The organism is Pseudomonas putida, assembly GCF_004357765.1.
Classification (GTDB): Bacteria; Pseudomonadota; Gammaproteobacteria; order Pseudomonadales; family Pseudomonadaceae; genus Aquipseudomonas; species Aquipseudomonas putida_U.
Map to the genome: position 1 here is coordinate 378,483 of NZ_SMTE01000002.1, position 26,685 is coordinate 405,167.

The 26,685-nt window shown below is 63.4% G+C and carries 25 protein-coding genes and 1 pseudogene; 14 read left to right on the forward strand and 12 right to left on the reverse strand.

Annotated elements, in window-relative coordinates; all coding sequences use genetic code 11:
* Positions 1-258 precede the first annotated feature (258 nt).
* The 7 genes from E2H86_RS04175 to pilM form a co-directional block, all read right to left on the reverse strand.
* Positions 259-1,848, reverse strand: coding sequence for an SPOR domain-containing protein (locus E2H86_RS04175; protein ID WP_133325008.1), 1,590 nt, complete (start codon positions 1,846-1,848; stop codon positions 259-261).
* A 15-nt stretch (positions 1,849-1,863) separates the two neighbouring features.
* Positions 1,864-2,961, reverse strand: coding sequence for a 3-dehydroquinate synthase (gene aroB / locus E2H86_RS04180; RefSeq protein WP_133325010.1), 1,098 nt, complete (start codon positions 2,959-2,961; stop codon positions 1,864-1,866).
* A 90-nt stretch (positions 2,962-3,051) separates the two neighbouring features.
* Positions 3,052-3,570: a shikimate kinase AroK gene (gene aroK, locus E2H86_RS04185; RefSeq protein WP_133325012.1), complete on the reverse strand. Its 519-nt coding sequence runs from the start codon at positions 3,568-3,570 to the stop codon at positions 3,052-3,054.
* Between the two features lie 4 nt (positions 3,571-3,574).
* Entirely contained in the window at positions 3,575-4,846 is a 1,272-nt protein-coding gene (locus E2H86_RS04190) for a type IV pilus secretin PilQ (protein WP_133325014.1), read from the reverse strand.
* On the reverse strand, positions 4,764-5,777 hold the full coding sequence (locus E2H86_RS04195) for a pilus assembly protein PilP (protein ID WP_133325016.1): 1,014 nt from the start codon (positions 5,775-5,777) through the stop codon (positions 4,764-4,766). Before E2H86_RS04195 ends, E2H86_RS04190 begins: the two co-directional genes overlap by 83 nt.
* Positions 5,774-6,310 (reverse strand): PilN domain-containing protein, encoded by a 537-nt coding sequence (locus E2H86_RS04200; protein WP_165976029.1) that lies wholly within the window; start codon positions 6,308-6,310, stop codon positions 5,774-5,776. The genes E2H86_RS04195 and E2H86_RS04200 overlap by 4 nt, the downstream gene beginning before the upstream one ends.
* A complete protein-coding gene (gene pilM, locus E2H86_RS04205; protein ID WP_133325020.1) occupies positions 6,310-7,149 on the reverse strand; it encodes a type IV pilus biogenesis protein PilM in 840 nt (279 codons plus the stop codon). The genes E2H86_RS04200 and pilM overlap by 1 nt, the downstream gene beginning before the upstream one ends.
* A 177-nt stretch (positions 7,150-7,326) precedes the next feature.
* Between pilM and E2H86_RS04210 the strand changes: the two genes are divergently transcribed.
* Positions 7,327-9,774 carry a penicillin-binding protein 1A gene (locus tag E2H86_RS04210; RefSeq protein ID WP_397466169.1) on the forward strand — a complete coding sequence of 816 codons (2,448 nt, stop codon included), beginning with the start codon at positions 7,327-7,329 and terminating at the stop codon, positions 9,772-9,774.
* A 61-nt stretch (positions 9,775-9,835) separates the two neighbouring features.
* Here the strand turns inward: E2H86_RS04210 and E2H86_RS04215 are convergent, their stop codons facing one another.
* The 3 genes from E2H86_RS04215 to rpmE all read right to left on the reverse strand — a co-directional run bounded on the left by E2H86_RS04215 (position 9,836) and on the right by rpmE (position 12,325).
* Complete coding sequence (locus E2H86_RS04215) at positions 9,836-11,104, reverse strand: malic enzyme-like NAD(P)-binding protein (RefSeq protein ID WP_133325024.1); 1,269 nt, start codon at positions 11,102-11,104, stop codon at positions 9,836-9,838.
* Positions 11,105-11,282: 178 nt separating this feature from the next.
* Positions 11,283-12,110: a thermonuclease family protein gene (locus E2H86_RS04220; protein ID WP_133325026.1), complete on the reverse strand. Its 828-nt coding sequence runs from the start codon at positions 12,108-12,110 to the stop codon at positions 11,283-11,285.
* Positions 12,111-12,112: 2 nt separating this feature from the next.
* On the reverse strand, positions 12,113-12,325 hold the full coding sequence (gene rpmE, locus E2H86_RS04225; protein ID WP_133325028.1) for a 50S ribosomal protein L31: 213 nt from the start codon (positions 12,323-12,325) through the stop codon (positions 12,113-12,115).
* Positions 12,326-12,493: 168 nt separating this feature from the next.
* Between rpmE and E2H86_RS04230 the strand changes: the two genes are divergently transcribed.
* From E2H86_RS04230 to E2H86_RS26745, 4 genes and pseudogenes are all read left to right on the forward strand, one after another.
* Positions 12,494-14,713: a primosomal protein N' gene (locus E2H86_RS04230; protein WP_133325030.1), complete on the forward strand. Its 2,220-nt coding sequence runs from the start codon at positions 12,494-12,496 to the stop codon at positions 14,711-14,713.
* Between the two features lie 107 nt (positions 14,714-14,820).
* On the forward strand, positions 14,821-16,557 hold the full coding sequence (argS, locus tag E2H86_RS04235) for an arginine--tRNA ligase (protein ID WP_133325031.1): 1,737 nt from the start codon (positions 14,821-14,823) through the stop codon (positions 16,555-16,557).
* A 1-nt stretch (position 16,558) separates the two neighbouring features.
* A complete protein-coding gene (locus tag E2H86_RS04240; protein WP_133325033.1) occupies positions 16,559-17,257 on the forward strand; it encodes an SPOR domain-containing protein in 699 nt (232 codons plus the stop codon).
* Between the two features lie 174 nt (positions 17,258-17,431).
* Positions 17,432-17,527 (forward strand): annotated as a pseudogene (locus E2H86_RS26745) (helix-turn-helix domain-containing protein); the annotation flags it as partial.
* 546 nt (positions 17,528-18,073) lie between these two features.
* Here the strand turns inward: E2H86_RS26745 and E2H86_RS04245 are convergent.
* Positions 18,074-18,490 carry an NINE protein gene (locus E2H86_RS04245; protein ID WP_133325035.1) on the reverse strand — a complete coding sequence of 139 codons (417 nt, stop codon included), beginning with the start codon at positions 18,488-18,490 and terminating at the stop codon, positions 18,074-18,076.
* A 165-nt stretch (positions 18,491-18,655) separates the two neighbouring features.
* Between E2H86_RS04245 and E2H86_RS04250 the strand changes: the two genes are divergently transcribed.
* The gene (locus E2H86_RS04250; protein WP_133325037.1) at positions 18,656-19,279 is read left to right on the forward strand and encodes a C40 family peptidase; all 624 of its coding nucleotides are present in this window, start codon (positions 18,656-18,658) and stop codon (positions 19,277-19,279) included.
* A gap of 95 nt (positions 19,280-19,374) precedes the next feature.
* On the opposite strand, the gene E2H86_RS04255 is transcribed toward E2H86_RS04250, so the two are convergent.
* Entirely contained in the window at positions 19,375-20,379 is a 1,005-nt protein-coding gene (locus tag E2H86_RS04255; protein WP_133325039.1) for a type IV pilus twitching motility protein PilT, read from the reverse strand.
* A gap of 65 nt (positions 20,380-20,444) precedes the next feature.
* Here E2H86_RS04255 and E2H86_RS04260 point away from each other — a divergent pair, with 65 nt between their 5' ends.
* From E2H86_RS04260 to hemW, 8 genes are all read left to right on the forward strand, one after another.
* Entirely contained in the window at positions 20,445-21,131 is a 687-nt protein-coding gene (locus E2H86_RS04260; RefSeq protein WP_133325041.1) for a YggS family pyridoxal phosphate-dependent enzyme, read from the forward strand.
* A gap of 38 nt (positions 21,132-21,169) precedes the next feature.
* Positions 21,170-21,988, forward strand: a complete 819-nt coding sequence (proC, locus tag E2H86_RS04265; RefSeq protein WP_133325043.1) for a pyrroline-5-carboxylate reductase — start codon at positions 21,170-21,172, stop codon at positions 21,986-21,988.
* A gap of 10 nt (positions 21,989-21,998) precedes the next feature.
* Entirely contained in the window at positions 21,999-22,589 is a 591-nt protein-coding gene (locus tag E2H86_RS04270; RefSeq protein WP_133325045.1) for a YggT family protein, read from the forward strand.
* Positions 22,590-22,687: 98 nt separating this feature from the next.
* A complete protein-coding gene (gene metX, locus E2H86_RS04275) occupies positions 22,688-23,827 on the forward strand; it encodes a homoserine O-succinyltransferase MetX (RefSeq protein ID WP_133325047.1) in 1,140 nt (379 codons plus the stop codon).
* A gap of 7 nt (positions 23,828-23,834) precedes the next feature.
* Positions 23,835-24,455: a methionine biosynthesis protein MetW gene (gene metW, locus E2H86_RS04280; protein WP_133325049.1), complete on the forward strand. Its 621-nt coding sequence runs from the start codon at positions 23,835-23,837 to the stop codon at positions 24,453-24,455.
* Between the two features lie 22 nt (positions 24,456-24,477).
* On the forward strand, positions 24,478-24,912 hold the full coding sequence (locus tag E2H86_RS04285) for a DUF4426 domain-containing protein (RefSeq protein ID WP_133325051.1): 435 nt from the start codon (positions 24,478-24,480) through the stop codon (positions 24,910-24,912).
* Positions 24,909-25,505 (forward strand): RdgB/HAM1 family non-canonical purine NTP pyrophosphatase, encoded by a 597-nt coding sequence (gene rdgB / locus E2H86_RS04290; protein WP_133325053.1) that lies wholly within the window; start codon positions 24,909-24,911, stop codon positions 25,503-25,505. Before E2H86_RS04285 ends, rdgB begins: the two co-directional genes overlap by 4 nt.
* A complete protein-coding gene (gene hemW / locus E2H86_RS04295) occupies positions 25,502-26,677 on the forward strand; it encodes a radical SAM family heme chaperone HemW (protein ID WP_133325055.1) in 1,176 nt (391 codons plus the stop codon). The genes rdgB and hemW overlap by 4 nt, the downstream gene beginning before the upstream one ends.
* Positions 26,678-26,685 lie beyond the last annotated feature (8 nt).

Below are 26,685 nucleotides of genomic sequence, written 5' to 3' on the forward strand. Positions count from 1 at the left end.
TTGTTGCACAGCGACAGTGACGCTCACAAATTTTCATGTCTCACCATTGAAAATTCATGTCGCATTTTTGAATGTTTTACGCCATACGCCGTGATAGCGGATTGGCTCGAGTCTGAAGCGTTTCAGCCATGACTGCAAGTTGGGCTTGTGGCCGGCAGTCTGGGACAGAAAAGCCTGCCGCGCTCAGGCGCAGCAGGCTAGACGGGTATCAGTGGTCGCTCAGCAACTGGGCAGCGGGGTGGTGCCGCCCGGCAGGTATCAGCGGGCCGCAGCCAGCTCTTGTTGGACGCTGGCGACGGTACGTGGCCAAGGTTTACCAGCCTGAACCTTCGCTGGCAAGTTCTTGATCGCCGCAACCGCGGCATCACGGTTGGCAAAACTACCATAAGTGACGACGTAGAGTGGCTTGCCCTGGAGGTTTTTCTTGAAGTAGCGATAGTCGCCACCTTGCGCCTTGACGAAGGCCTGGGCCGAGGCCTCGGAGCTGGTGCCGAAGATCTGAACGACGTAGTTGCCGGGCTTCTGGCCGCTGTACCAGCCGCTGTTGCCACTGCCGCCAGCAGCAGGTTTGGTCGCTGGTTTGGCAGTGGCGACCTGAGTTGGCTGCGAAGCCGGTTTGGCAGGTGCAACCGACTTGGCGGGCTGGGTAGCGACAGGCTTCTGGGCAGGCGCAACCGGCTGGACCGGCGTTGGCGCAGGACCTGCAGCGACGCCTTCAGGCGGCGCAGTGGTGGTCACAGTCGGCGGATTGGACGGCTGCAGCTCGGTGGTGCCGGCGGGGCTCCCCTCCTCTCCATCCCCCATACCTGCGGCCTGGGCAAGCGGCTCGCGCATCACCGGCTGGGACTGACCGACCAACGGCAATGGCATGGGCTGGGAGTTGCCGGAGAACTCGATGGCGGGGCCGCCATTGTTGGATTGCGCGGCATTGGGCTGGCCATCGCCCAATGGCAACTGCGCTTGCGCGACCGGCGCTTCGGCGGGCGCCTTGTCGCCTTTCTTGGGCATGAGCACGGCAGCCGCCACGGCGACCACTACGACTGCAGACAGGGCGAGCACGTGTTTTTTAGGCATTTTGAACCCCATGGATGGTCGCTTGGCCGTGGAACGGGTAGCGATCATGGCTTCGATCAAAGTATCGCGGGCGACCTGATTGATGTTGCCAGGCCATCCGTCGGACTGTTCATGGATATCGACGATCTGCTCACGACTGAAGACCTCGATGCCGCGCCCCGCGCCCTCAAGACGTTGCTCGAGGTATTCACGGGTCTCGTCCTCGCTGTAGGGCGCCAGCTCGATGACATGGAAGCGCTCTTCATCGGTGTGGATCGCCTCAAGGGAAGCGATCAGGGACGGCTCGCCGAACAGGAACACGTGGGGGTGCCCTTCCGGTACGCCCGCCGCCAGTTCCAGCAACGCTTGGAGTGCCGACTCGCCGAGTTGTTCCGCATCGTCCACCAACAGATAGACTTCCTGCCCGGTCAGCGCCAGTTGTACCACCTGGGACAGGATCGCCTGCATCTCCGGTTGGGCTACGCCCAGCGACTGGGCCACTTGACCAAGCACGCTGGCAGCATCGCCGGCACTGCGGGCCGAGATCACCACGCTCTGCACCGACTGCTTGTTGGTGCTGGCCACCAGGGCCTGGCGTAGCAGCGTCTTGCCGCTGCCCACCGGACCGCTGACCACCAGCATCAGCTGGCTGTAGCGTGCCAGGTGGTGCAGCTGGCCGAGCACCGGCTTGCGCTGGGCAGGGAAGAACTTGAAGCCGGGCACACGCGGCGCGAACGGATCGTGGCTCAGCTGGTAGTGCTCGAGAAACGCCTCATCGGCATGCAAACTGGTCATTGCGCTGTCACAACCTCAAAGCTGGGCCACGATCGTACGGTAATCCGCCGCCAGCGTGGCCTGAAGAATCTCTTTCGGATAGTCGTCGGTCACCACCGCTTCGCCCATCTGGCGCAACAGCACCAGGCGTAAACGGCCATCGATCACCTTCTTGTCGACCGCCATATGCTCCATGAAGTGCGCCGGGGTCATTTCCTGGGGAGGCACCACCGGCAACCCGGCATCACGCAACAAGCGGATCCCGCGATCGCGTGCCGCCTGGTCGATCCAGCCCAGGCGCATGGACATCTCCAGGGCCATGACCGTGCCTGCTGCCACGGCTTCGCCATGCAGCCAGACACCATATCCCATGTGGGTCTCGATGGCGTGACCAAAGGTGTGGCCCAGGTTCAGCGTGGCACGCACGCCGGACTCCCGCTCGTCGGCGCCCACCACCGCAGCCTTGGCCGCGCAGGAGCGACGGATGGCCTCGGTCAGCGCAACCGGCTCCAGTGCACGCAACGCAGCCATGTTGTCCTCGAGCCAACCGAGGAACGGCGCGTCGCAGATCAGGCCGTATTTGATCACCTCGGCAAGGCCGGCGGAAAGTTCACGCACAGGTAGGGTCTTGAGGCTCGTGGTGTCGATCAGCACCGCATTGGGCTGGTAGAACGCACCGACCATGTTCTTGCCCAACGGATGGTTGATACCGGTCTTGCCGCCCACCGACGAGTCGACCTGAGACAGCAGGGTCGTCGGCACCTGGATGAAGTCGACGCCACGCTGATAGCAGGCCGCGGCGAAACCGGCCATGTCACCGACCACGCCGCCGCCGAGCGCGACGACGGTAGTGCGACGGTCATGCCGCGCCGTCAGCAGACCGTCGAAGATCAATTGCAGGGTTTCCCAGTTCTTGTAGGCCTCGCCGTCGGGCAGGACCACCGGCAGGACCGAATAGGCCCCCAGGGTCTTGCTCAACCGCTCGAGGTAAAGTGGGGCAACGGTTTCATTGGAGACGATGGCGACCTGCCGCCCGGCAATGTGCGGGGCCAGCAATTCGGGCTGGTCCAGCAGGCCTTCGCCAATGTAGATCGGGTAGCTGCGCTCGCCCAGGTCGACCTTTAGTGTCTGCATGTATCCCCACAATGTACTTGGGCGCGGCGCCAATGGTGGGAGCCACGCGTTGAACCTCGCCTCGGCTTGGTCGCCGAGAATAGTCCCGGCTTACCGGGGCGGCAACTGCTGCAAACGCTCGAGAATATCGAGCACTACCATGCGCGGCGGCCGTTCGTCGGTTTCCACCACCAGATCGGCGATTTCCCTGTAGAGCGGGTCACGAGCCTCGAGCAGGGCACGCAGGGTGGCTTCCGGATTGGCGGTGCGCAGCAACGGGCGATTGCGGTCGCGCGCGGTGCGCCCGACCTGCTGCTCCACCGAGGCATGCAGATAGATCACCCGACCGCCGGCATGCAGGGCACGACGATTGGCTTCGCGCATGACCGCGCCGCCGCCGGTGGCGACGACCACGCCATCGAGCTCGCACAGCTCGGCGATCATGGCCTGCTCTCGGTCACGGAAGCCCGGTTCGCCTTCCTTGTCGAAAATCCACGGGATATTGGCGCCGGTTCGCAGTTCGATTTCCTTGTCGGAATCCTTGAACAGCAGGCGCAGCTCTTTGGCCAACAGGCGCCCGATGGTGCTCTTACCGGCACCCATGGGCCCTACAAGTATCAAATTTCGCACAGAATCAACGACTCACAGCAATCGCCTGGTCACTCATGATACGCGGAGTCAGGAAGACCAGCAGCTCGGATTTTTTCTCTTGTAATGCATCGCGTCGAAATAGCCGCCCAACATACGGCAGATCGCCGAGAAATGGCACCTTGTCGACCACTTTGTTTTGCGTGGTCGAGTACACACCGCCGATCACGATGGTTTCGCCATCGGCCACGCGGACCTTGGCATTGACTTCGTTCTTGCGGATCGGCGGAACGTCGTTCAAGGCATTGACGTAATCAGGCTCGTCCTTGGTCACCCGCACCGCCATGATGACCTTGCCATCCGGGGTGATCTGCGGGGTGACTTCCAGCGACAGCGAAGCTTCGCGAAACGACACCGAAGTGGCGCCGCTCTTGCTGGTTTCCTGGTAGGGCACCTCTGTGCCCTTGAGAATCCGTGCGGTTTCCTTATCGGCGGTAACCACCTTGGGCTGGGAGATGATCTCGCCATTACCGCTCTTTTCCATGGCACTGAGTTCGAGGTCCAGCAACAGGCCGCCCCGCAACAGGCCCAGACCAAGGCCAGCTGCGGGCCGTTCGACGCCAAGGTCGACGAACAGGTCCTTGCCCAGCCGCGCAGACTCGCCATGCAACGCAGTGCCCCAACGCACTCCCAGGCTCTTTTCGTAGTCGACATTGGCCTCGACGATCCGCGCCTCGATCGCCACCTGGCGCACCGGCACGTCCAACTGCGCGACCAGCTGTCGCAATTCCGCCAAGCGCCCGGCCGGCTGGTAGGCCACCAAGGTGTTGGTGCGTGGATCTACGCTCAGGCTGCCACGCCCGGTGAGAATGCCGTCGTCGGCGAGCGTCTCCAGCAGCAGTTCGGCCAACTCACTTGCCTTGGCATGGTGAACCGGCAGCAATTCACGACGCAGGGGCTGCAACGGCGGGTCCGGTTGTCCCAAAGTGGCTTCGCCCGATGGCCAGGCAAGCGCTCCGGCGGGCGCGACCAACAGGACGTTGCCTTCCTCACGACTGCTCAGGCCTTTGCTACGCAGGATCAGGTCAAGCGCGTGGTCCCACGGCACCTCCTGCAAGCGCAGGGTGACACTGCCCTCGACCGCATCGCTCGCCACCAGGTTGATCCCGGCATGGTCGGCTAACACCTGCAACACTGCGCGCACCGGCACATCCTGGACATTCAACGACAACGCTTCACCACGGTAGGCTGTCGCCGAAGCCAGCGGGATCGGCATCATCAGCGCCAACAGCCATTTCCAACTTCTGCCCCACTTCATCCCTGCCTTCTCCATGCCGCCGATGCCCCACGCTCAAGTACACGCTGTGTTCATGCCAGCTCCCGTTTGCGAACAAGCGCTCGCGCACCTCCAGGGTGGTTTCATCGATATTCGCCACCCGCCCCTCGTTACGCCCCAGCACATCCCCCAACTGGACCCGATACACCTGGCCTCCGGCCAGCAGCAAGGCCTGTCGCTCCTCGCCCCGGGCAAGGCTACCGACCATCCTCAGTTGACCCAGTGCGACGCCAGCCAGACCGGCCTCTCCCGGCCCACCGCCGCTGGCGAACAGGTCACCGGCAGGAGCTGCCGGCAAAGGCCGAGCGGGCTCGTCAGCCAGCGATGCGGGCATCACCGGCTCACCCTCGGCGCGGTAGGCATTTACTTGCAAGGTCAAACGTAACAGGCCGTCCTCGGACTCCGTCTGCCGCCACTGGAAGTCGCCAGTTCCCAGTACGCGAACCTGCCCCAGCCAGTCGTCGAGCAGGTGCCGCAGAGCGCCGTAACGTCCGACCACCTGCACCTGCATGGGCATTCGCCAGTAAAGGTCTTCGCGGATTTCATCGAGCAACTCGAGTCGCTCGAGGATCACCCCGCGCACCTGGGCAGACCGGGATAGATGCTCCACCAGACCGGCCACCCCCTCGCCCGCGGAAAGTCGCCAAAGCGCTCCCTGCACCTCACTCTGCACGCCGATCAACTTCGCACGCAGTGCTTGCAACCCCGCCACATCGCGCCGACCAGCCTGCTCCTCAGCGGCCAGCGCCTGGCTGACCAACGCCTGTTCCTGCTGCAGCCGCAACAGATCGGGCAGGCGTACGGCGGCACCTGCTCCCAGCACCAACAGCGCAGCGAGGGCGACCAACGCGCAGCGCACCGCGCTGCTCTGAACCGCAATCCAGTCCTCATCCACCCAGGGCCAGCGCGTCACGACGGCGAAGCCGTTACACGCACGGCCAAGCGGAAGTGCTCCCCGCCTGCCTGGCGCTGCATGTGCCGAAGCGCGGGTTCACTCACCCCCCTGGCGTCTTCGAGGCCTTTCATGAACGCCGCCACCGCACCCGCAGACACCGCCAAACCCGTCATGTGTAACTGCGCACCATCAAGGCTTAGCGTGGTCAGTTCGACGCCATCAGGCAATGCCTGCTCCAGTTCGCTCAATAGCGCAGGCAAGCGCTGTTGCCCGGCGCGAAGCGAAGCGAGGGCCTGGGACTGCCTGCTCGCCGCCTCCAGCGTCGTACGCACCTGTGCGAACGGTTCGAGTTGCTGGTCCAGCGCCGCGATGGCGCGCTCACGTCGATCATTGGCGAGAGCTTGTTGCTGGACACGTTGCCTCGCCATCCGATCGATCAGCAACACCAGGCACAACGCCAGGCACATGCTGCCCACCAGCGCTCGCTTGAATCGCTTCACCGCAGACAGCCGTTGGCGCTCGCGCCAGGGCAACAGGTTCAGGCGCAGCATCAATGCAGCCCTCCCAGCGCCAATGCGTAGGCCAGGACCATGGTCCCATCCCCCCTGGTCATCCCTGGCATGGCCGGTAGCGCATGGCATGGAACACCCAGTGTCGCGCTCAATGCATCGAGCCGGTCAGGCGTCAGCGCTTGACGACCGACCACCTGCAGCGACTGCAGCACAAGCGAAGAAGGAATGCCCACTGCACCTGGCGCAAGCTCCAAAGCATGGCGCTGCGGGACTTGATCGCGGGACCAGCCATACAGGATGGCGTCCCCGCCTTCCAACCGCAAAAGCGCCTGGTCGCCCTCCGCACGGGTCGGCATCGCACGCCGCAAGGCAATGCTATCGACTTCGACCGCCACCAGGTCCAGTCCGGCCCGCGCAACCATCCGTTCGACCGGCTCCAGCGCTCGCTGCCGACAGGCGGCCACCAGCACGTCCTGGTGCCCGTCCCGCTCACCGGAAGCGCCAAGCACCTGGAAGTCCAGCGCCAGGTCATCCAGTGGAAACGGAAACAGCCGCTCGGCATCGGCGAGCAGTTGCGCTTCGAGTCCGGACGCCCCGAGGCCCTGTGGCAACTGGCAGTGCTTGAAGATGACCTGGGAACCCGGTAACGCCAGGGCTGCCCGGCGCTGCCGACTGCCACAACGGCGCAGGGCGTTTTCCAGGGCGGCGACGACGCTGTCGGGGTCGCCGGCAGCCCCATCGGAAGACAGGGGCTCCGATATGCAGGCCGCCACCCGGTGACGCCGACGACAGCCCTGGAGTTGAATGATCCGTACCGAATCGGAGGCGATCTCCACCCCCAGCAGTGAACCGGCATCCTTGCCGAAGCGTCCTAGCATCGCTGTTCCTTTTTTACTGTGATGTCGCCCCGCCGACAGACGGCCGTGCAGGCCATGCGCCGAGGCCGGCCGCCCAGGCGGTGACCCGGCGGAGCGAAAAATGCTTATAATGCCCAGCGCTTTTCCGGCGCTGGCCGCGTGCAATCCACTCCTCAACCTGGACACCCAAAAGCCTTGATACGCCTGCTGAAGTTCTTCTGGTGGTCTCTCGTCGCAGTCATCTGCGCGCTCGTACTCGGTGTGAGCGGTGCGTTTCTGTATCTTAGTCCCAGCCTGCCCTCGGTCGACGCTCTCAGAAGCATCCAGTTGCAGATCCCCCTGAGGGTCTATAGCAGCGACGGCAAGCTGATTGCCGAGTTCGGCGAAATGCGCCGCTCGCCGATCCGTTTTGCGGATATTCCCCCGCAATTCATTCAGGCGCTTCTGTCAGCCGAAGATGACAATTTCCTCAACCACTACGGCGTCGATCCGGGCAGCCTGATGCGCGCCGCGACCCAGTTGTTGAAGTCCGGCCATATCCAGACCGGCGGCAGCACCATCACCATGCAGGTGGCGAAGAACTTCTTCCTGACCAACGAGCGCAGCTTCTCGCGCAAGACCACCGAGATCCTGCTGGCGCTGCAGATCGAACGGGAACTGACCAAGGACGAAATCCTCGAGCTGTACGTCAACAAGATCTACCTGGGCAACCGCGCCTATGGCATCGATGCCGCCGCGCAGGTGTACTACGGCAAGTCGATCCGCGACATCAGCCTGGCGCAGATGGCGATGATCGCCGGCCTGCCCAAGGCACCGTCGCGCTTCAATCCGCTGGCCAATCCGGTGCGCGCCAAGGAGCGCCGCGACTGGATCCTGGGCCGCATGTACAAGCTCGGCAAAATCGATCAGGCCAGCTACGAAGCGGCCTTGGCTGAACCGCTCAACGCCAGCTATCACGTGCCGACGCCGGAGGTGAACGCGCCGTACATCGCCGAGATGGCCCGCGCCGAAATGGTCGGGCGCTACGGCAGCGACGCCTATACGGAAGGTTTCCGGGTGACCACCACGGTGCCCAGCGACATGCAGGAAATGGCCAACAAAGCCGTGCTCAATGGGCTCACCGCCTACGACGAGCGCCACGGCTACCGTGGCCCCGAGTCGCGTTTCCCCGGCAAGACCCACGCTGCCTGGCTGCAGGAACTGAACAAACAGCGCGCCCTCGGCGGCCTGGAACCGGCCATCGTCACCGAGGTCGACAAGACCGGGCTGAAGGTGATGACCCGCGACGGTGAAGAAGAGCACGTTGCCTGGGACACCATGAAATGGGCACGTCCTTACCTCAACACCAACGCCCAGGGGCGTTCGCCGCAATCACCGGCGGACGTTGCCCAGGTGGGCGACTTGGTACGGGTACAACGCCTGGAGGATGGTTCGCTCAAGTTCAGTCAGGTGCCGGCGGCGCAAAGTGCACTGGTGACCCTCGACCCCTATAGCGGCGCGATCCGCGCCTTGGTCGGCGGTTTCTCGTTCGAGCAGAGCAACTACAACCGCGTCATGCAGGCCAAGCGCCAGCCAGGCTCGAGCTTCAAACCCTTCGTCTACAGCGCGGCGTTGGACAGTGGCTATACCGCGGCCAGCCTGGTCAACGACGCACCGATCGTGTTCGTCGACGAGTACCTGGACAAAGTCTGGCGACCGAAGAACGACACCAACACGTTCCTCGGCCCGATCCGCATGCGCGAGGCGCTGTACAAGTCGCGCAACCTGGTGTCGATTCGCCTGCTGCAAGCCATGGGCGTCGACCGCACCATCGACTACATCAGCAAGTTCGGCTTCAACAAGCAGGACCTGCCGCGCAACCTGTCCCTGGCACTGGGCACCGCAACGTTGACGCCGATGGAGATCGCGACCGGCTGGAGCACCTTCGCCAACGGCGGCTACAAGATCAACCCGTACCTGATCGAGCGGATCGAGAGCCGCAATGGCGAAACCTTGTTCACCGCCAATCCCGCTCGCGTGCCTCAAGGCGCCGAAGACAACGCCGGAGTAGCCGCGCCGGAGCAGCCGCTCAGCACCGCCGCATTGCCTGGGGAGGCACCGGCTGACAGCCAGGAGGCTGCGCAGCCGCAGACCCCGGCGGTGGCCGAGCGGATCGTCGATGGCCGCACCACCTACATCCTCACCAGCATGCTGCAGGACGTGATCAAGCGAGGGACCGGTCGTCGTGCCCTGGCCTTGGGCCGTGACGACCTCGCAGGCAAGACCGGTACCACCAACGAGTCCAAGGACGCCTGGTTCTCCGGCTACAACGCCGACTACGTGACTTCCGTCTGGGTCGGTTTCGACCAGCCGGAAAGTCTTGGCCGTCGGGAATACGGCGGTACCGCGGCACTGCCGATCTGGATGAACTTCATGGGCGCGGCGCTCAAAGGCAAGCCAAGCCATGCGCCTGCCGAACCCGAGGGCATCCTCAGCCTGCGCGTCGATCCGATCAGTGGACGGGCCGCTTCGCCAAGCACGCCTAACGCCTACTTCGAGCTGTTCAAGGCCGAAGACTCGCCACCCTCGGTGGACGAACTGGGCAATGGGGTGGCACCTGGCAGCCCGCTACCGGCCGACGAAGCGACGCCGATGGACCTGTTCTAGCCTGGAACCTGAAGCAAAAAAAACCGGCTCATATGAGCCGGTTCTTTTTTGTCTGCTACTTTCAGCCGTTGAACACTTCATCCACGCTGTTCAGCGGGTAGTGCTTCGGATACGGCAGGGTCGCGACGCCGGATTCGATGGCGGCCTTGGCCACGGCATCGGAAACCACAGTGATCAGACGTGGATCCAGTGGTTTCGGAATGATGTACTCGCGACCGAATTCCAGGGCTTGGACGTTGTAGGCGTCGCAAACTTCCTTCGGAACCGGCAGCTTGGCCAGGTCTTTCAGGGCGATGGCGGCGGCGATCTTCATCTCTTCGTTGATGCGCTTGGCGCGAACGTCAAGCGCACCACGGAAGATGAACGGGAAGCCCAGTACGTTGTTGACCTGGTTCGGGTAGTCGGAACGACCGGTAGCCATGATCACGTCGCTGCGGGTTTCATGGGCCAGTTCAGGCTTGATTTCCGGATCCGGGTTCGAGCAGGCGAACACGATCGGGTTGGCAGCCATCGACTTCAGACCTTCCGGGCTCAGCAGGTTCGGGCCGGACAGGCCGACGAACACGTCGGCGCCGTCCAATGCGTCGGCCAGGGTGCGCTTGTCGGTGGCGTGGGCGAACTGCGCCTTGTACTGGTTCAGGTCGTCACGACCAGCGTGGATCACGCCGCTGCGGTCGATCATGAAGATGTTCTCGACCTTGGCACCCATGCTGACCAGCAGCTTCATGCAGGAGATGGCGGCAGCGCCGGCACCCAGGCAGACGATCTTGGCGTCTTCGAGCTTCTTGCCGGCGATTTCCAGGGCGTTGATCATGCCGGCCGCGGTGACGATGGCGGTACCGTGCTGGTCATCGTGGAACACCGGGATGTCGCACTGCTCGATCAGAGTGCGCTCGATCTCGAAGCACTCAGGTGCCTTGATGTCTTCCAGGTTGATGCCACCGAAGGTGATGGAAATACGACGCACGGTATCGATGAAAGCCTGCGGGCTTTCCGACTCGACTTCGATGTCGAACACATCGATACCGGCGAAACGCTTGAACAGAACACCCTTGCCTTCCATGACCGGCTTGGAGGCCAGTGGGCCGAGGTCGCCCAGGCCGAGGATGGCGGTACCATCGGAAATCACAGCAACCAGGTTGCCCTTGCCGGTGTATTTGTAAGCCAGCTCTGCATCGCGGCCGATCTCGCGCACCGGCTCGGCAACGCCAGGGCTGTAGGCCAGGGCGAGGTCACGGGCAGTGGCGGTTGGCTTGGAGAGCTCGACGCTCAGTTTCCCCGGACGAGGTTGAGCGTGATAATCGAGAGCGGCGGTTTTCAGGTCTGACATGGTGGGCATTCCGCTTGTTTACTGTTCTGACGGACCGCCGAGGATACGCAAAGAGCCGGGTAGTCACAAGACTGCCCGGTCACTTGTGTCAAGGCCTTTGGCCTAAGACTTTCCGCTATAACCCACGGGGCATACGCCTCACAGTGTGTACAATCTACACTCTTAATGTCTACATGTTTTAGCCGGAAATACGCTGCAGCATGCTGGGGTCGGTCAGCGGCAGCACCCAGCGCCGCTGGCCCGACTTGAGCCCTCCCCGGCGGGACCGATCCAGCACCCAACCCCGCGCCTCGACCCGATGCCCCTTGAGGTGTTCGAAGAAGCTGGAGGGAAAGCTGCGCTGCAGACGAGCCGGCACCTGCAACACCACGGCATCATCCAAGGTCAGCCAGACTCCACCTCGATTACGCTCGATGCCTTGCACGGTGCCACTGAGCACGGCGAAGCCGGCGTGCCGCACGGCATCGGCACGCAGCACCGGCGATTGCCGCCATAGGCCGGCGCCAGCGTCGCGCGCAGCCTGTTCGGCCCGCTGCTGGCAGCGCGCCAGGCTGACATTGGGCGCCACCGCAACCCGGTAACCCAAGCCTTCGCTAAGCAACCGCGCCTCGAGATTGTCGCCATTGCGCCCATACAAATGCGCCAGGGTGCGACCGTACTTGTCCCTGCCCTGCGCCCCCAACACCAGGCCGACCTGGCCATCACTGGCCTTTACCAACGCCTGCAGGCGCCGTCTGGCGGCTTCGGCATAGGGTTCGCTGGTGCGCCCCTTGCGCCCGATTTCCGGCGCGTTGATACCGATCATCCGCACGCTGCGGCCATCGCTCAAGCGCACGGTGTCGCCATCGACCACCTGGCGAACCGCGACCGTCTGCGGATTGGCTGGCAGCGGGCAAAAGGCAGTGGCCGAAGCAGGGCAGTGCCAGATCGCAGCCACAAAAAAGGCGCCCACGAGGGGCGCCTTCTTCTGCAACAACGCGAAGCCCGAAGGATTCGCCATGCGCATGATTACTTCTTGGTACCGAACATGCCGAAGCGGTCGGCGAACTTCTGTACGCGACCACCGGTGTCCAGGACTTTCTGCTTACCGGTGTAGAACGGGTGGCACAGGTTGCACACGTCGATCGCCAGGGTATCGCCCAGGGTCGAACGGGTTTCGAATTTGTTGCCGCAGCTGCAAGTGACTGCAACTACTTCGTAGTTCGGATGAATATCTTTCATGGTTGCTTCCTCGAGCTGCGTGCCGCCATCCAACACCAATTGTTGAATACCGCACGTAATTAGGCGGCGAATAATACCAGAGCACAGCGCTAGCGCAAGTTGTCGCGTGTACCAACGGTCGTCTGCTAGGCTCGCCAAACCTTGAAATGCCCTGCCGAGACCTTCCGCGTGTCCGATGTCATCCTGCGTCTTGCCCTGCCCTCTCCGCTGCGCCGCCTGTTCGACTACAAGGCACCGGCGAGCATGGCGCGTCTTGCCCTGACCCCAGGCATGCGCATTCGCGTGCCGTTCGGTCGACGCGAAATGATAGGCGTGCTGGTGGAGGTATGCGCGCAAAGCGAGGTGCCCGCCGACAAGCTCAAGCCGGCCACGGCCCTGCTCGACCCGGTGTCGCCGATCCCGGCGTCGCTGTTCAAGCTGTGCCTGTGGACCGCCCAGTATTATCAGCACAGCCTCGGAGACACCCTCAGTTGGGCGCTCCCCACCCTGCTGCGCCAAGGCGAACCGGCCGAGATGCGCCAGGAGCGTTTCTGGCACGTGGCACCCGGTGCACGCTTGGAAGACCCGCGCATCGCCCGCGCACCACGCCAGCGGGATGCGCTCAAGACCTTGGCCCAGCATCCCCATGGCGTGGCGCACAGCTTGCTGGGCAAGCTCAACCTGAACAAGGACAGCCTCGATCTGCTGCTGGCCAAGGAGCTGGTCCAGGTCGAGGTCCGTCGCCACTTGCCCAGCACCCGCCACGAACATTGGCTGGCGCAGCCGGAATTGCCGCTCAACGACGAACAGCGCGAGGCCTTCGACAGCGTTCGCGAAGGCTTTGGCGGCTTCGCCGCGTTTCTGTTGGCCGGCGTTACCGGCAGCGGCAAGACCGAGGTGTATCTGCAACTGATTCGCGAAACGCTGGAGGCCGGCAAGCAGGCGTTGGTGCTGATTCCTGAGATCAACCTCGGCCCTCAGACCCTGGCCCGCTTCGAACAGCGCTTCAACGCCCGCATCGCCCTGCTGCACTCGGCGGTCGGCGATCGCGAACGACTGGACGCCTGGCTGGCCGCGCGCGACGGCGAGGCGGACATCATCATCGGCACGCGCTCGGCGCTGTTCACGCCAATGAAAAACCCCGGCCTGATCATCATCGACGAAGAGCACGACGGCTCCTATAAACAGCAGGAAGGCCTGCGCTATCATGCCCGCGACCTGGCACTGGTGCGCGCCCATCAGGAAAACATCCCGATCCTGCTCGGCTCGGCGACCCCGTCGTTGGAAACGCTGCACAACGCGCTGACTGGACGCTATCGGCTGCTGCGCATGAACCAGCGCGCCGGCGGCGCGCGCCCACCGCGAATGTTGCGCCTGGACGTCAAGAGCCTACCCCTGGACAGCGGCATCAGCGGCCCGCTGCAACAGGCCATTCGCCAGACCCTCGAGGCCGGCCAGCAAGTACTGGTGTTCCTCAACCGTCGCGGCTTCGCGCCCACACTGCTATGCCATGACTGCGGCTGGTTGTCGGAATGCCCTCGCTGCGACGCCCGCATGACCGTGCACCAGCGCTCGGGGGTACTGCGCTGTCACCATTGTGGCTACGACGAACGCCTGCCGCACCACTGCCCCAAGTGCCAGCACGTCGACTTGCGTGCCGTTGGCGCGGGCACCGAACGCGCCGAGGAGCGGCTCAAGGTGCTGTTCCCGGACTACCCGGTCCTGCGGGTGGACCGTGACAGCACCGCGCGCAAGGACGCCATGCACAACCTGTTCAGCACCATCCAGCGGGGACAGCCGAGCATTCTCGTCGGCACCCAGATGCTGGCCAAGGGTCATCACTTCCCCCGGGTCACTCTTGTAGCCATCCTCGATGCCGATGGAGGACTGTTCTCCGGCGATTTTCGCGCCAGCGAGCGCATGGCCCAGCTAATCGTCCAGGTGGCCGGGCGAGCTGGACGCGCCGAAGAACCGGGCAAGGTGATCATCCAGACCCACCTGGCCGACCACCCATTGCTGGTGCAATTGACCGAACAGGGCTATTTCGCTTTTGCCGAGCAGGCCCTGGAAGAACGCCGCAGTGCCGGGCTGCCGCCTTTCTCGCACCTCGCCCTGCTGCGCGCCGAGGCGCACAAGCCCGGCCAGGCAGAAGGCTTTCTCGATGAGGCCTGCAGTGCCGCCGAGCGCTTGGTGGCCGAGCAGCGCCTGCCCGGCATCGAACTGCTGGGACCGGTACCGGCACCGATGGAGCGGCGCGCCGGCCGCTTCCGGGCGCAATTGTTGATACAGGCCAACACCCGGGCGCCCTTGCATCGACTCATCAGCGCCTGGTTGCTAGTGTTGGAGCAGATGCCGAGCGGGCGCCAGGTGCGCTGGTCGCTGGACGTGGACCCTGTCGACCTGTACTGAGCCAGCAGTTCAAAGGTTGGCAACCCGCTCCCGGCAACGGATAATAGCCAGTTTTTCCACCTGCGCATCCAGGCGCTCACCGCGCTTGCGGTCGAAAAGAGAACCCCATGAAAGACACCATTCGCCAGCTCATCCAGCAAGCCCTCACCCAACTCGCCGCCGATGGTGTGCTGCCAGCAGGGCTGACGCCGGCGATCCAGGTCGAAAACGCCCGCGACAAGACCCACGGCGATTTCGCCAGCAACATTGCCATGATGCTGGCCAAGCAAGCGGGCATGAAGCCGCGTGACCTGGCAGAAAAGCTCATCGATGCGCTGCCGGCCAGCGATGACATCAGCAAGGTCGAAATCGCCGGCCCCGGCTTCCTGAACTTCTTCCAGAACACCGGCGCCCTCGCCAGTCGCCTGGACGCCGCCCTGGCCGACGATCACCTCGGCGTGCGCAAGAACGGACCTGCCGAGAAAGTGGTGATCGACATGTCGGCGCCCAACCTGGCCAAGGAAATGCACGTCGGCCATCTGCGCTCGACCATCATCGGCGACAGCGTCGCCCGCGTGCTGGAGTTCCTCGGTGATGACGTCGTGCGGCAGAACCACGTGGGCGACTGGGGTACCCAGTTCGGCATGCTGCTGGCCTACCTGGAAGAGAACCCGATCACCAGCGACGAACTGTCGGACCTGGAGAACTTCTACCGCGCAGCCAAGAAACGCTTCGACGAGTCCGAAGAATTCGCCAACCGTGCACGTGGTCTGGTGGTCAAGCTGCAGGCCGGCGATGCTGACTGCATGGCATTGTGGACGCGCTTCAAGGATATTTCCCTGTCGCACTGCCAGAAGACCTACGAGCTGCTCAACGTCAAGCTGACCATGGCCGACGTGATGGGCGAAAGCGCTTACAACGACGACCTGGCCAACGTGGTCGCCGATCTCAAGGCCAAAGGCCTGCTGGTCGAAGACCAGGGCGCCCAATGCGTCTTCCTCGATGAATTCAAGAACAGCGAAGGCGAGCCGCTGCCGGTGATCGTGCAGAAAGCCGACGGCGGCTACCTGTACGCCACCACCGACCTCGCGGCCGTGCGCTACCGCAGCAACGTGCTCAAGGCCGACCGCGCGCTGTACTTCGTCGATCAGCGCCAGGCCCTGCACTTCAACCAGGTGTTCGAAGTCGCGCGCCGCGCAGGCTTCGTCGGCCATCCGATGCGGATGGAGCACATGGGCTTCGGCACCATGAACGGCGCCGACGGCCGCCCGTTCAAGACCCGCGACGGTGGCACGGTGAAGCTGATCGACCTGCTCACCGAAGCCAAGGAACGCGCCTATGCCCTGGTCAAGGACAAGAACCCAGACCTGGCCGAGGACGACCTGCGCCATATCGGCGAAGTGGTGGGTATCGGCGCGGTCAAGTACGCCGACCTGTCCAAGCATCGCACCAGCGACTACAGCTTCAACTTCGACCTGATGCTCAACTTCGAGGGCAACACCGCCCCTTACCTGCTGTATGCATACACCCGCGTGGCCGGCGTGTTCCGCAAGCTGGGCAAGGGCTTCGACGAGGTGGACGGGCAAATCGTGCTGCAGGCCGAGAAGGAGCAGGACCTGGCTGCACGCCTGGCCCAGTTCGGTGAAGTCCTGAACAACGTCGCGGAGAAGGGTACGCCACACGTGCTGTGCAGCTACCTGTACGACCTCGCAGGTCTGTTCTCGAGCTTCTACGAGAACTGCCCGATCCTCGCCGCCGAGAGCCCGGAGCAGCAGCAGAGCCGCCTGCGCCTGGCGGCCCTGACCGGCCGCACGCTCAAGCAGGGCCTCGAGTTGCTGGGCCTGGAAACCCTGGAGCGCATGTAAGTTGGCTGCCAAGAAAAAACCCGCCCCCAAACGCGGCGCCAGCCGCCCGCAAGCCCCCGCCAAGCAGCCCATCCCCGGATGGGTCTGGCTGGCGGTCGGCCTCACCGTCGGTGCTTTCATCGTCTTCCTGATGAAGCTCGAACCGGGCGGCGGCGATATCAAACGCAGCAAACCCGAGCAGCAGAAGCCAGAGAAGGTGGCCGAGGCCAGCAAGGGCAATGCCGCCACCCCACAGCAGCCGGTGAAGCCGAAGTACGACTTCTATACCCTGTTGCCGGAGTCCGAGGTGATCGTGCCGCCGGAGGCTGTGCCAGAGAAGACTCCGCCCGTGCCTGCCCAACCGCCGACACCGGTCACCCCTGCCGAAGCCGCCAAGATCGATACCGCACGCGCCCAGGCAGCACTGCTTGGACAGACGCCACCACCGGCACCGCCCGTGATCAAGCCGGCGGCCACCACCCAGTTCTTCCTGCAGGCCGGCTCGTTCCGCAAGCAGGCCGATGCCGACCGGGTTCGCGCGCAGATCATCCTGCTCGGCCAGGCGGTCAAGGTAGAGTCGGGTACGGTCAAGGATGAAACCTGGTACCGCGTATTGGTAGGTCCGTTCAGCAACCGCGAACAGTTGACCGGGGCACAGAAGCAGTTGGCGGGAGCAGGTTTCAGCAACCTGCTGTTGCAGCAGCGTCAGACTCGCCAATAAAGCCAGCGAGTGAAAAAGGCCTTGTCACACGACGCGACAAGGCCTTTTTTGGCTCTTCACGGATTAGTGGGGGGCAGGGGTTTGGGTATGACTCACCCACATGGGTTACAAATCAGTTCACGCACATAGGTAACAGTTTTTAACTGGCATGGTCGGTTTTTCGAGGATCTGACCATGCCTTGGCAAGAGCTGAAACCTATGGACATGAAAACGCTTTTCATCGCGGATTACCTGCAGGGTCCGCCTAGCTTCAGCGCCCTCCACTCGGCCTTCTGAGGTCGCGGGTAGATCAAGAGCAAGATCAAAAGCCAGAGCGACGGCAGGCGAATCGCTGCGCTCTCGCTTTTCCCTCTACCTATCGTTTTGTGTTGTAGCGGATCTCGCGATCTGTCTTTCGAAGATAACGCCAGTGCAGGCGCCGCCCCTAACTTTGCGACGTCAGGAGGCCGAGCGTAGGCGCCTGTAGGGCCAGGTGCGCAGCACCCTTCGGCGTTAGCCGAAGGCGCGAGATGTAGACTTGCGCAGCAAGTCGTAGGCCGCGCGGGCCCGGAAGGCGCCGTAGCGAGGGGACCCGTAGCGAAGCGGAGGGCCGGATGCAGGAGCAAGCGGTTTTGTGCAACTTTTTCCAAGAAAAAAGTTGCCCGCCGTAAAGGCGGAAGGGGCCAGTAGCGCCGCTACACACAATGGATCAGCTCACGATCTAAATGCCAACCCAAGCCAAGCCAACCCAAGCCAACCCAAGCCAACCCAAGCCAAGCCAAGCCAAGCCAAGCTCCCCGACAATCCGTGAATAACCTTTGGGTGCCGGCAGCCCTTTCAGCGCTGGGCATTGGCCTCGGAGACCTGGCTGTTCAGCGTCCAGAAGTCGTACAACACCCCCAGCAGGAACAACCCACCGGTGAAGAAATAGATGATCGCGCTGATCCATTTCCCTTGATACAGGCGATGCACACCGAAGATGCCGAGGAAGGTCAGCAGGATCCAGGCGATGTTGTAGTCGATACGGCCGGAGGTGAAGCGCATGTCGGCCTCTCGGTCCATCGACGGGATCAGGAACAGGTCGATCAGCCAGCCGATACCGAACACACCGAGGGTCAGGAACCAGATGGTCCCGGTGATCGGCTTGCCGTAGTAGAAACGGTGCGATCCGGTGAAGCCGAAGATCCACAACAGGTAGCCGATGACCTTGCTATGGGTGTCGTGATACGGCACGCCGTCTTGATAACTGTTCATTCATAGCTCCCTGGGTTTATCCAAAAATTTTCTAACGAAAAATGTGACTTTTCTGGCGCAGGCCGACGTACGGCAACATGACAATCGACCAACGGATCAGAAATTGATCAAAAAGCTGTTATAAAGTTGCGCGCCCAACACACAACATTCATAAGAGCTTCATCTATGCCGCCTTTCTTCAAGACATGGCTGACCCTCTGCCTATTATTGCCCCTGGCCGCCCACGCCACCAATCGTGAGCAACGTCTTCCCAACGGGTTCACCGGCTATACCACCAATGCCACGGTGAAACACGCCCCGGCCAAGCACACCACGCTGCGTGCTCGCCCGAGCAGCGTTGCCAGCAGTCACGGTCTGCCGGTGGCCGCGATGTCGCCGAAGCAGAGCAGCACTGTGCTCAGTCGCGCCGTCAATATGCTCGGCACCCCCTATCGCTGGGGCGGTAGCAGCCCGAAGAAGGGCTTCGATTGCAGTGGTCTGGTCAAGTACGCCTTCGATGACGTGGCCAATGTCGACTTGCCACGCACCTCCAATGCCATGGCCCAGGGCCACGGCATCAAGGTGGCGAAGAGCGACCTCAAGCCCGGTGACCTGATCTTCTTCAACATCAAGAGCCGTCGGGTCAATCACGTTGCCATCTATCTGGGCAACGATCGCTTCATCCATGCGCCGCGTCGCGGCAAGCGGGTGAGCATCGACACGCTGAGCAAGCCTTACTGGCAAAAGCACTACGTGGTGGCCAAGCGAATGCTGCCCAAGGAACAGCAACTGAGCTTGGCCAAGCGCTGATCCGATCGGCGCTGCAGCTCGACGACCTGTTCGCGGGGCAGGCCCGCTTGCTTCAAGCCCGCCCGAAGGAGCGGGCCTGCCACGTCAACGAGCGGCTACAGGTGATGGTCACTGATCAGCCTTTTCTCCACCAGCCGCCGCACGGCGCCCTCCATCGTCGACATTCCCTGCGCAGCACCTGCCTGCATCACTGAACACAACTGCTCCATGCGCCCCTCACGAACCAGGTTGCGTACCGCCGGGGTCGCCACCAATACCTCCCGGGCTGCCACACGTCCGCCGTCGACCCGCTTGACCAGCGCCTGCACCACGACCAAACGCAGCGAATCGGCCAGCATCGCACGCACCAGCGGCTTTTCCTCGGCGGCGAACACCTCTACGAGGCGCTCAAGGCTGCTTGAAGCCGAACGCGCATGCACCGTGGCCAGGACCAGATGCCCGGTTTCCGCAGCCCGCAACGCCAGGCGAATGGTCTCCAGGTCGCGCAGTTCGCCGATCATGATCACATCGGGGTCCTGGCGCAGCGCACTGCGCAGGCCCTGGGAAAAATCCTGGGCGTGGCGACCGATTTCCCGCTGAGTCACCAGACTTCGCCCGCTCTTGTGGATAACTTCGATCGGATCTTCCAGCGTGACGATGTGCAACGCTCGCTGACTCCCTAGCTGGTGCAGCAAAGCCGCCAGGGTGCTGGACTTGCCGCTGCCGGTCGGACCGCCGACCAGCACCAGGCCGTCGCTATGATTGGCAATCATTGGGTACAAATTTTCCAGTTCGAGTGCAGCGAGGCTGGCGACGTTCTTCGGGATCAGGCGAAACGTTGCCGCAGCGCCGCGCAACTGGCGGAACAGGTTCACGCGGAAACGCCCAAGCGGCTCCAGGTCCAGTGCCAGGTCCAGATCCTCTCCGCGCAGCCAGCGCTGGTGCTGGCTGGCATCCAGCCATTGCGCCAGGGCATGGTCCAGCAATGCCGGCGATAGGCTCGGCAGGCCCATGCGCTGCAACTCGCCCGCACAGCGCAGCATTGGTATCTCACCCACGGCCAGGTGCAGGTCGCTCGCCCCTGCCTCCACGGCCAGGGCCAACAGGTCGGTCACATCCATGAGACTCCCCAAAGACCGTCAAGCAGGTAGAATGCGGCAGACTCCTGAGCCGCCGGCATCGATCCATGTCCACCATAGCAGACAACCTTTCCGCCCTACTCACCCGCATCGATAGCGCCGCCAAGGCTGCCGACCGGGCTCCGGCGAGCATCCAGTTGCTGGCCGTGAGCAAGACCAAACCCGCCACCGCCATCCGCGAGATCCATGCCGCCGGCGTGCGCGATGTCGGGGAGAACTACCTGCAGGAAGCCCTGGCCAAGCAACAGGAACTTGCCGATCTGCCCTTGATCTGGCACTTCATCGGCCCCATCCAGTCGAACAAGACCAAAGCCATTGCCGAACATTTCGACTGGGTACATTCCGTGGATCGCCTGAAGATCGCACAACGCCTTTCCGAACAGCGCCCTGCCGGGCTGCCGCCGCTGAATATCTGCCTGCAGGTGAACGTCAGCGGCGAAGACAGCAAGTCCGGCTGCACCCCGGCCGACCTGCCGGCGCTGGCCGAGGCGGTGATGGCGTTGCCCAACCTGCGCCTGCGCGGGCTGATGGCGATTCCCGAACCGACCGATGACCGGGCGGCGCAAGAGGCGGCCTTCGCCACCGTGCGCCAGTTGCGCGACGGCCTGGACCTTGGCCTGGACACCCTCTCCATGGGCATGAGCCACGATCTGGAAGCGGCGATCGCCCAGGGCGCGACCTGGATCCGTATCGGGACCGCCCTGTTCGGTGCCCGCGACTACGGGGCTGCCTGATTCCATGCTTTACTCACTCTTTCCCTCAAGGACCTGACATGAGCAAGACACGTATCGCCTTTATCGGCGCCGGCAACATGGCCGCCAGCCTGATCGGTGGCCTGCGTGCCCAGGGCCTGGATGCTTCGCAGATCACCGCCAGCGATCCCGGCGCCGAGACCCGCACCCGCGTCCACGTCGAGCACGGTATCGAGGTTTACGAAGACAATGCCCAGGCCGTGGCCAGTGCCGACGTGGTGGTGCTGGCGGTCAAGCCGCAAGTGATGAAAACCGTGTGCCAGACCCTGCAGCCCTCGCTGCAGGACGGCCAGCTGATCGTCTCCATCGCTGCCGGTATCACCTGTGCCAGCTTGCAAGCCTGGCTGGGTGCCCGCCCGCTGGTGCGCTGCATGCCCAACACCCCGGCCCTGCTGCGCGAAGGCGTCAGCGGCCTGTATGCCACTTCCGAAGTGACCGACGCCCAGCGCCAACAGGCTGAGCAGTTGCTGTCGGCGGTCGGCACCGCCGTCTGGCTGGAGCAGGAACAGCAACTGGATGCCGTCACCGCTGTCTCCGGTAGCGGCCCGGCGTATTTCTTCCTGCTGATCGAGTCCATGATTGCCGCGGGTGAAAAACTCGGCCTGCCGCGTGAAACCGCCTCGCAGCTGACCCTGCAGACCGCCCTGGGGGCTGCGCGCATGGCCGTTTCCAGCGATGTCGACGCCGCCGAATTGCGTCGCCGTGTGACTTCGCCGGCGGGCACCACTGAAGCTGCGATCAAGTCGTTCCAGGGCAACGGTTTCGAGGCCCTCGTCGAGCAAGCGCTGCAGGCTGCGGCCAAACGCTCGGCCGAACTCGCCGAACAATTGGGCAAATAAGGAGTTCTTGATGAATGCACTGTCCGGCGCCGCGATCTTCGTGGTGCAAACCCTGGTCAGCCTGTACCTGGTGATCGTCCTGCTGCGCTTCGTGCTGCAACTGGTCAAAGCCAACTTCTACAACCCGCTGAGCCAGTTCACGGTGCGCGCCACCCAACCGCTGCTCAAGCCGATCCGCCGTATCATCCCCAGCATCGGCGGGTTGGATACGTCTTCGCTGCTGCTCGCCGTGGTCATTCAGGCGCTGCTGATGGCCTTCGTGCTGATGCTGACCTACGGCGTCTTCGGCGATGTGCTGCACCTGCTGCTGTGGGCGATCATCGGCATCACGTCGCTGTTCCTGAAGATTTTCTGGGTGGCGATGATCGTCATGGTGATCGTGTCCTGGATCGCGCCCAACAGCCACAACCCGGCAGCCGAGCTGGCCTACCAGATCAGCGAACCGGTACTCGCGCCGTTCCGCCGCCTGGTGCCGAACCTTGGCGGCCTGGACATTTCGCCGATCTTCGCCTTCATCGCCATCCAGGTGATCCAGTCGTTCGTCATGCCCCCGCTGGCCGCCTACGCCGGCATGCCACAAGAACTGTGGCGGATGATCTGACCCGGATCAGCGCTCCTTGAGCCTGGCGGCAAGCCTTTGCTTGCCGCTGGGGGTAGCGCTCTTTAGACTTACGCCTCCGTCAAGCGTGAGCAGGGTCGATGTCCACTGTCCTTCCCGAAGATTCCGTCGGTCTGGTGACCCCGCAGGTCGCCCGGTTCGACGAGCCCCTGGCCCTGGCCTGTGGCCGTTCCCTGACCAGCTACGAGCTGGTCTACGAAACCTATGGCACCCTGAATGCCAGCGCGAGCAACGCTGTGCTGATCTGCCATGCTCTGTCCGGCCACCACCATGCCGCCGGCTATCACGCGGTCACCGACCGCAAGCCGGGCTGGTGGGACAGCTGCATCGGCCCAGGCAAGCCGATCGACACCAACCGATTCTTCGTGGTCAGCCTGAACAACCTCGGCGGCTGCAATGGCAGCACGGGGCCAAGCAGCCTCAACCCGGCCACCGGCAAGCCCTATGGCGCCGATTTTCCGGTGCTGACCGTGGAAGACTGGGTGCACAGCCAGGTGCGCCTGGCCGATCGCCTGGGCATCGGCCAGTGGGCCGCGGTGGTCGGCGGCAGCCTCGGTGGCATGCAGGCCCTGCAATGGACCATCACCTATCCTGAGCGCGTGCGCCACTGCGTCGACATCGCCTCGGCGCCCAAGCTTTCGGCGCAGAACATCGCCTTCAACGAAGTGGCGCGCCAGGCCATTCTCACCGACCCCGAGTTCCACGGTGGCTCGTTCCAGGATCAGGGCGTGATCCCCAAGCGCGGACTCATGCTGGCGCGCATGGTCGGCCACATCACCTACCTGTCCGACGACTCGATGGGCGAGAAATTCGGCCGGGAACTCAAGAGCGACAAGCTCAACTACGATTTCCACAGCGTCGAATTCCAGGTCGAAAGCTACCTGCGCTACCAAGGCGAGGAGTTTTCCGGTCGGTTCGACGCCAACACCTACCTGCTGATGACCAAGGCCCTGGATTACTTCGACCCGGCAGCCGCCCACGGCGGCGACCTGGCTGCCACCCTGGCCCACGTCAAGGCAGACTACTGCATCATGTCGTTCACCACCGACTGGCGTTTCTCGCCGGCCCGCTCGCGGGAAATCGTCGATGCCCTGATGGCCGCACGCAAGAACGTCTGTTATCTGGAGATCGACTCGCCTTACGGCCACGATGCCTTCCTGATCCCAACACCTCGCTACATCCAGGGATTCTCGAACTACATGAACCGCATCGCCATCTGAGGACAGCATGAGAGCCGATCTGGAAATCATCCACGACTGGATCCCCGCCGGCAGCCGGGTACTCGACCTGGGCTGCGGCAGCGGCGAGCTGCTGGCTTCGCTGCGTGACCGCAAGCAGGTCAGCGGTTATGGCCTGGAGATCGACCCTGACAACATCGCCGCGTGCGTGGCCAAGGGCGTCAACGTCATCGAACAGGACCTGGACAAGGGCTTGGGCAACTTCGCCAGCAACAGTTTCGACGTGGTGATCATGACCCAGGCCCTGCAGGCCGTCGAATACCCCGACCGCATCCTCGACGAGATGCTGCGGGTCGGACGTCAGTGCATCATCACCTTCCCCAACTTCGGTCACTGGCGTTGCCGCTGGTATCTGGCGACCAAAGGCCGCATGCCGGTATCGGACTTCATGCCGTATACCTGGTACAACACGCCGAACATCCACTTCTGCACCTTCGCCGACTTCGAAGAACTGTGCCACGAGCGCCACGCCAAGGTCCTCGACCGCCTGGCTGTGGATCACTTGCACCGCAACGGGTGGGGCGGGCGGCTTTGGCCTAATCTTCTAGGTGAAATCGGCATCTACCGCGTCAGCAGCCCAAGCCTGCAGGAGCATCAGCTCGCGGTCTGACGCCCACCGGAGGACTCGCACCATGCGTCGCCTAGCCCTGTTCCTGATCAGCCTGTGCCTGGCCCTGCCAGCCCTGGCGGCCGACGCCGCCCGCCCCGAGCGCAAGGAAGTGTTCGGCGATGTGACGGTCCACTACAGCGCCTTCACCTCCAGCATGCTGCAGCCGAATATTGCCGCCGCCACCGGTCTGGTCCGCAGCAAGAACCAGGGCGTGCTCAACATTGCCGTGATCAAGGCCGGCAAGCCGAGCATCGCGGTGGTCAGCGGCACGGTGAAAGACCTCACCGGACGCAGCAGCCCACTGTCGTTCCGGCAGATCACCGACCAAGGGGCGGTGTATTACATCGCTCAGTTCAAGATCGAACAGGCCGAGACACTGACTTTCGACCTGAACGTCGAAACCGGCGGTATCAGCCACCCACTCAGTTTCAACCAGGAAGTGTTCCCAGGCGAATGATGAATCTCCAGCAACTCGTATTGGCCAGCCATAACGCCGGCAAACTCAAGGAACTCCAGGCCATGCTCGGCACCTCGGTGCAGTTGCGCTCGATCGGCGAGTTCAGCCAGGTCGAGCCGGAGGAAACCGGCCTGTCGTTCGTCGAAAACGCCATCCTCAAAGCGCGCAATGCCGCGCGTATCTCAGGGTTGCCGGCGCTGGCCGACGACTCGGGCCTGGCGGTGGACTTCCTCGGCGGTGCCCCCGGCATCTACTCGGCACGCTATGCCGATGGCAAGGGCGATGCAGCGAACAACGCCAAGCTGCTCGAAGCCCTCAAGGACGTGCCCGAGGCAGAACGTGGCGCTCAGTTCGTCTGCGTGCTGGCTTTGGTGCGCCATGCCGACGACCCGCTGCCGATCCTCTGCGAGGGCCTGTGGCACGGCCGTATCCTGTTCCAGGCCAGCGGTGAGCATGGCTTCGGCTACGACCCGCTGTTCTGGGTGCCGGAGCGCGACTGCTCGAGCGCCGAGCTCGCCCCGGTGGACAAGAATCAGCTCAGCCACCGCGCCCGCGCCATGGCGCTGCTGCGTAAACGTCTGGGCCTGGCATGATCGAAACGTTGTCCCAGCCAGGCGCGGCAGGCCTTTCCAGCCTGCCCCCGCTGGCGCTGTACATCCACATTCCGTGGTGCGTGCGCAAGTGCCCCTACTGCGACTTCAACTCCCACGCCGCCGGGTCTGAGTTGCCGGAAGAGGCCTACGTCGATGCCTTGCTGACCGACCTCGACCAGGAGATGCCCGCCGTGCAGGGCCGGCCGATCACGTCGATCTTCTTCGGCGGAGGCACCCCGAGCCTGTTCAGCGCCAACGCGCTGGGGCGCTTGCTGCGCGGGGTGGAGCAACGCATCCCGTTCACTGCAGATATCGAGATCACCCTCGAGGCCAACCCCGGTACGTTCGAGCAGGAGAAGTTCAAGGCCTACCGGCAGACCGGTATCAATCGCCTGTCGATCGGCGTGCAGAGCTTCCAGCCCGCCAAGCTGCAGGCCCTGGGGCGCATCCACAACGGCGACGAAGCGATCCGCGCCGCCGCCATGGCCCGCGCCGCCGGTTTCGACAACTTCAACATGGACTTGATGCACGGCCTGCCCGACCAGTCTCTGGACGATGCCATGGGCGACTTGCGCCAAGCCATCGACTTGAGTCCGACGCACCTGTCCTGGTACCAGCTGACGGTGGAGCCGAACACGGTGTTCTGGAACCAGCCGCCGGAGTTGCCCGAGGACGATATCCTCTGGGATATCCAGGAAGCCGGCCAGGCGCTGATGGCGGCAAACGGCTTCCAACAGTACGAAGTGTCAGCCTACGCCCAGGCCGGGCGCGCCGCACGGCACAACCTCAATTACTGGCGCTTCGGCGATTTCATCGGCATCGGCGCGGGCGCCCACGGCAAACTGACGTTTGCCGATGGTCGAATCCTTCGCACCTGGAAGACCCGCCTGCCCAAGGATTACCTGAACCTGGCCAAACCGTTCAAGGCTGGCGAGAAGCTGCTGCCAGTCGACGAGTTGCCGTTCGAATTCCTGATGAACGCCCTGCGCCTGACCGAAGGCGTGGAGGCGGAGCTGTTCACCCAGCGCACCGGCCTGCCCCTGGCGCAGCTTACCGAAGCGAGGCGTGCGGCCGAACAAAAAGGCCTTTTGCAGGTCGAACCGGATCGGCTGGTGGCAACGCCACGCGGCCAGTTGTTCCTCAACGACCTGCTGCAGTATTTCTTGACCTAAGGATGACC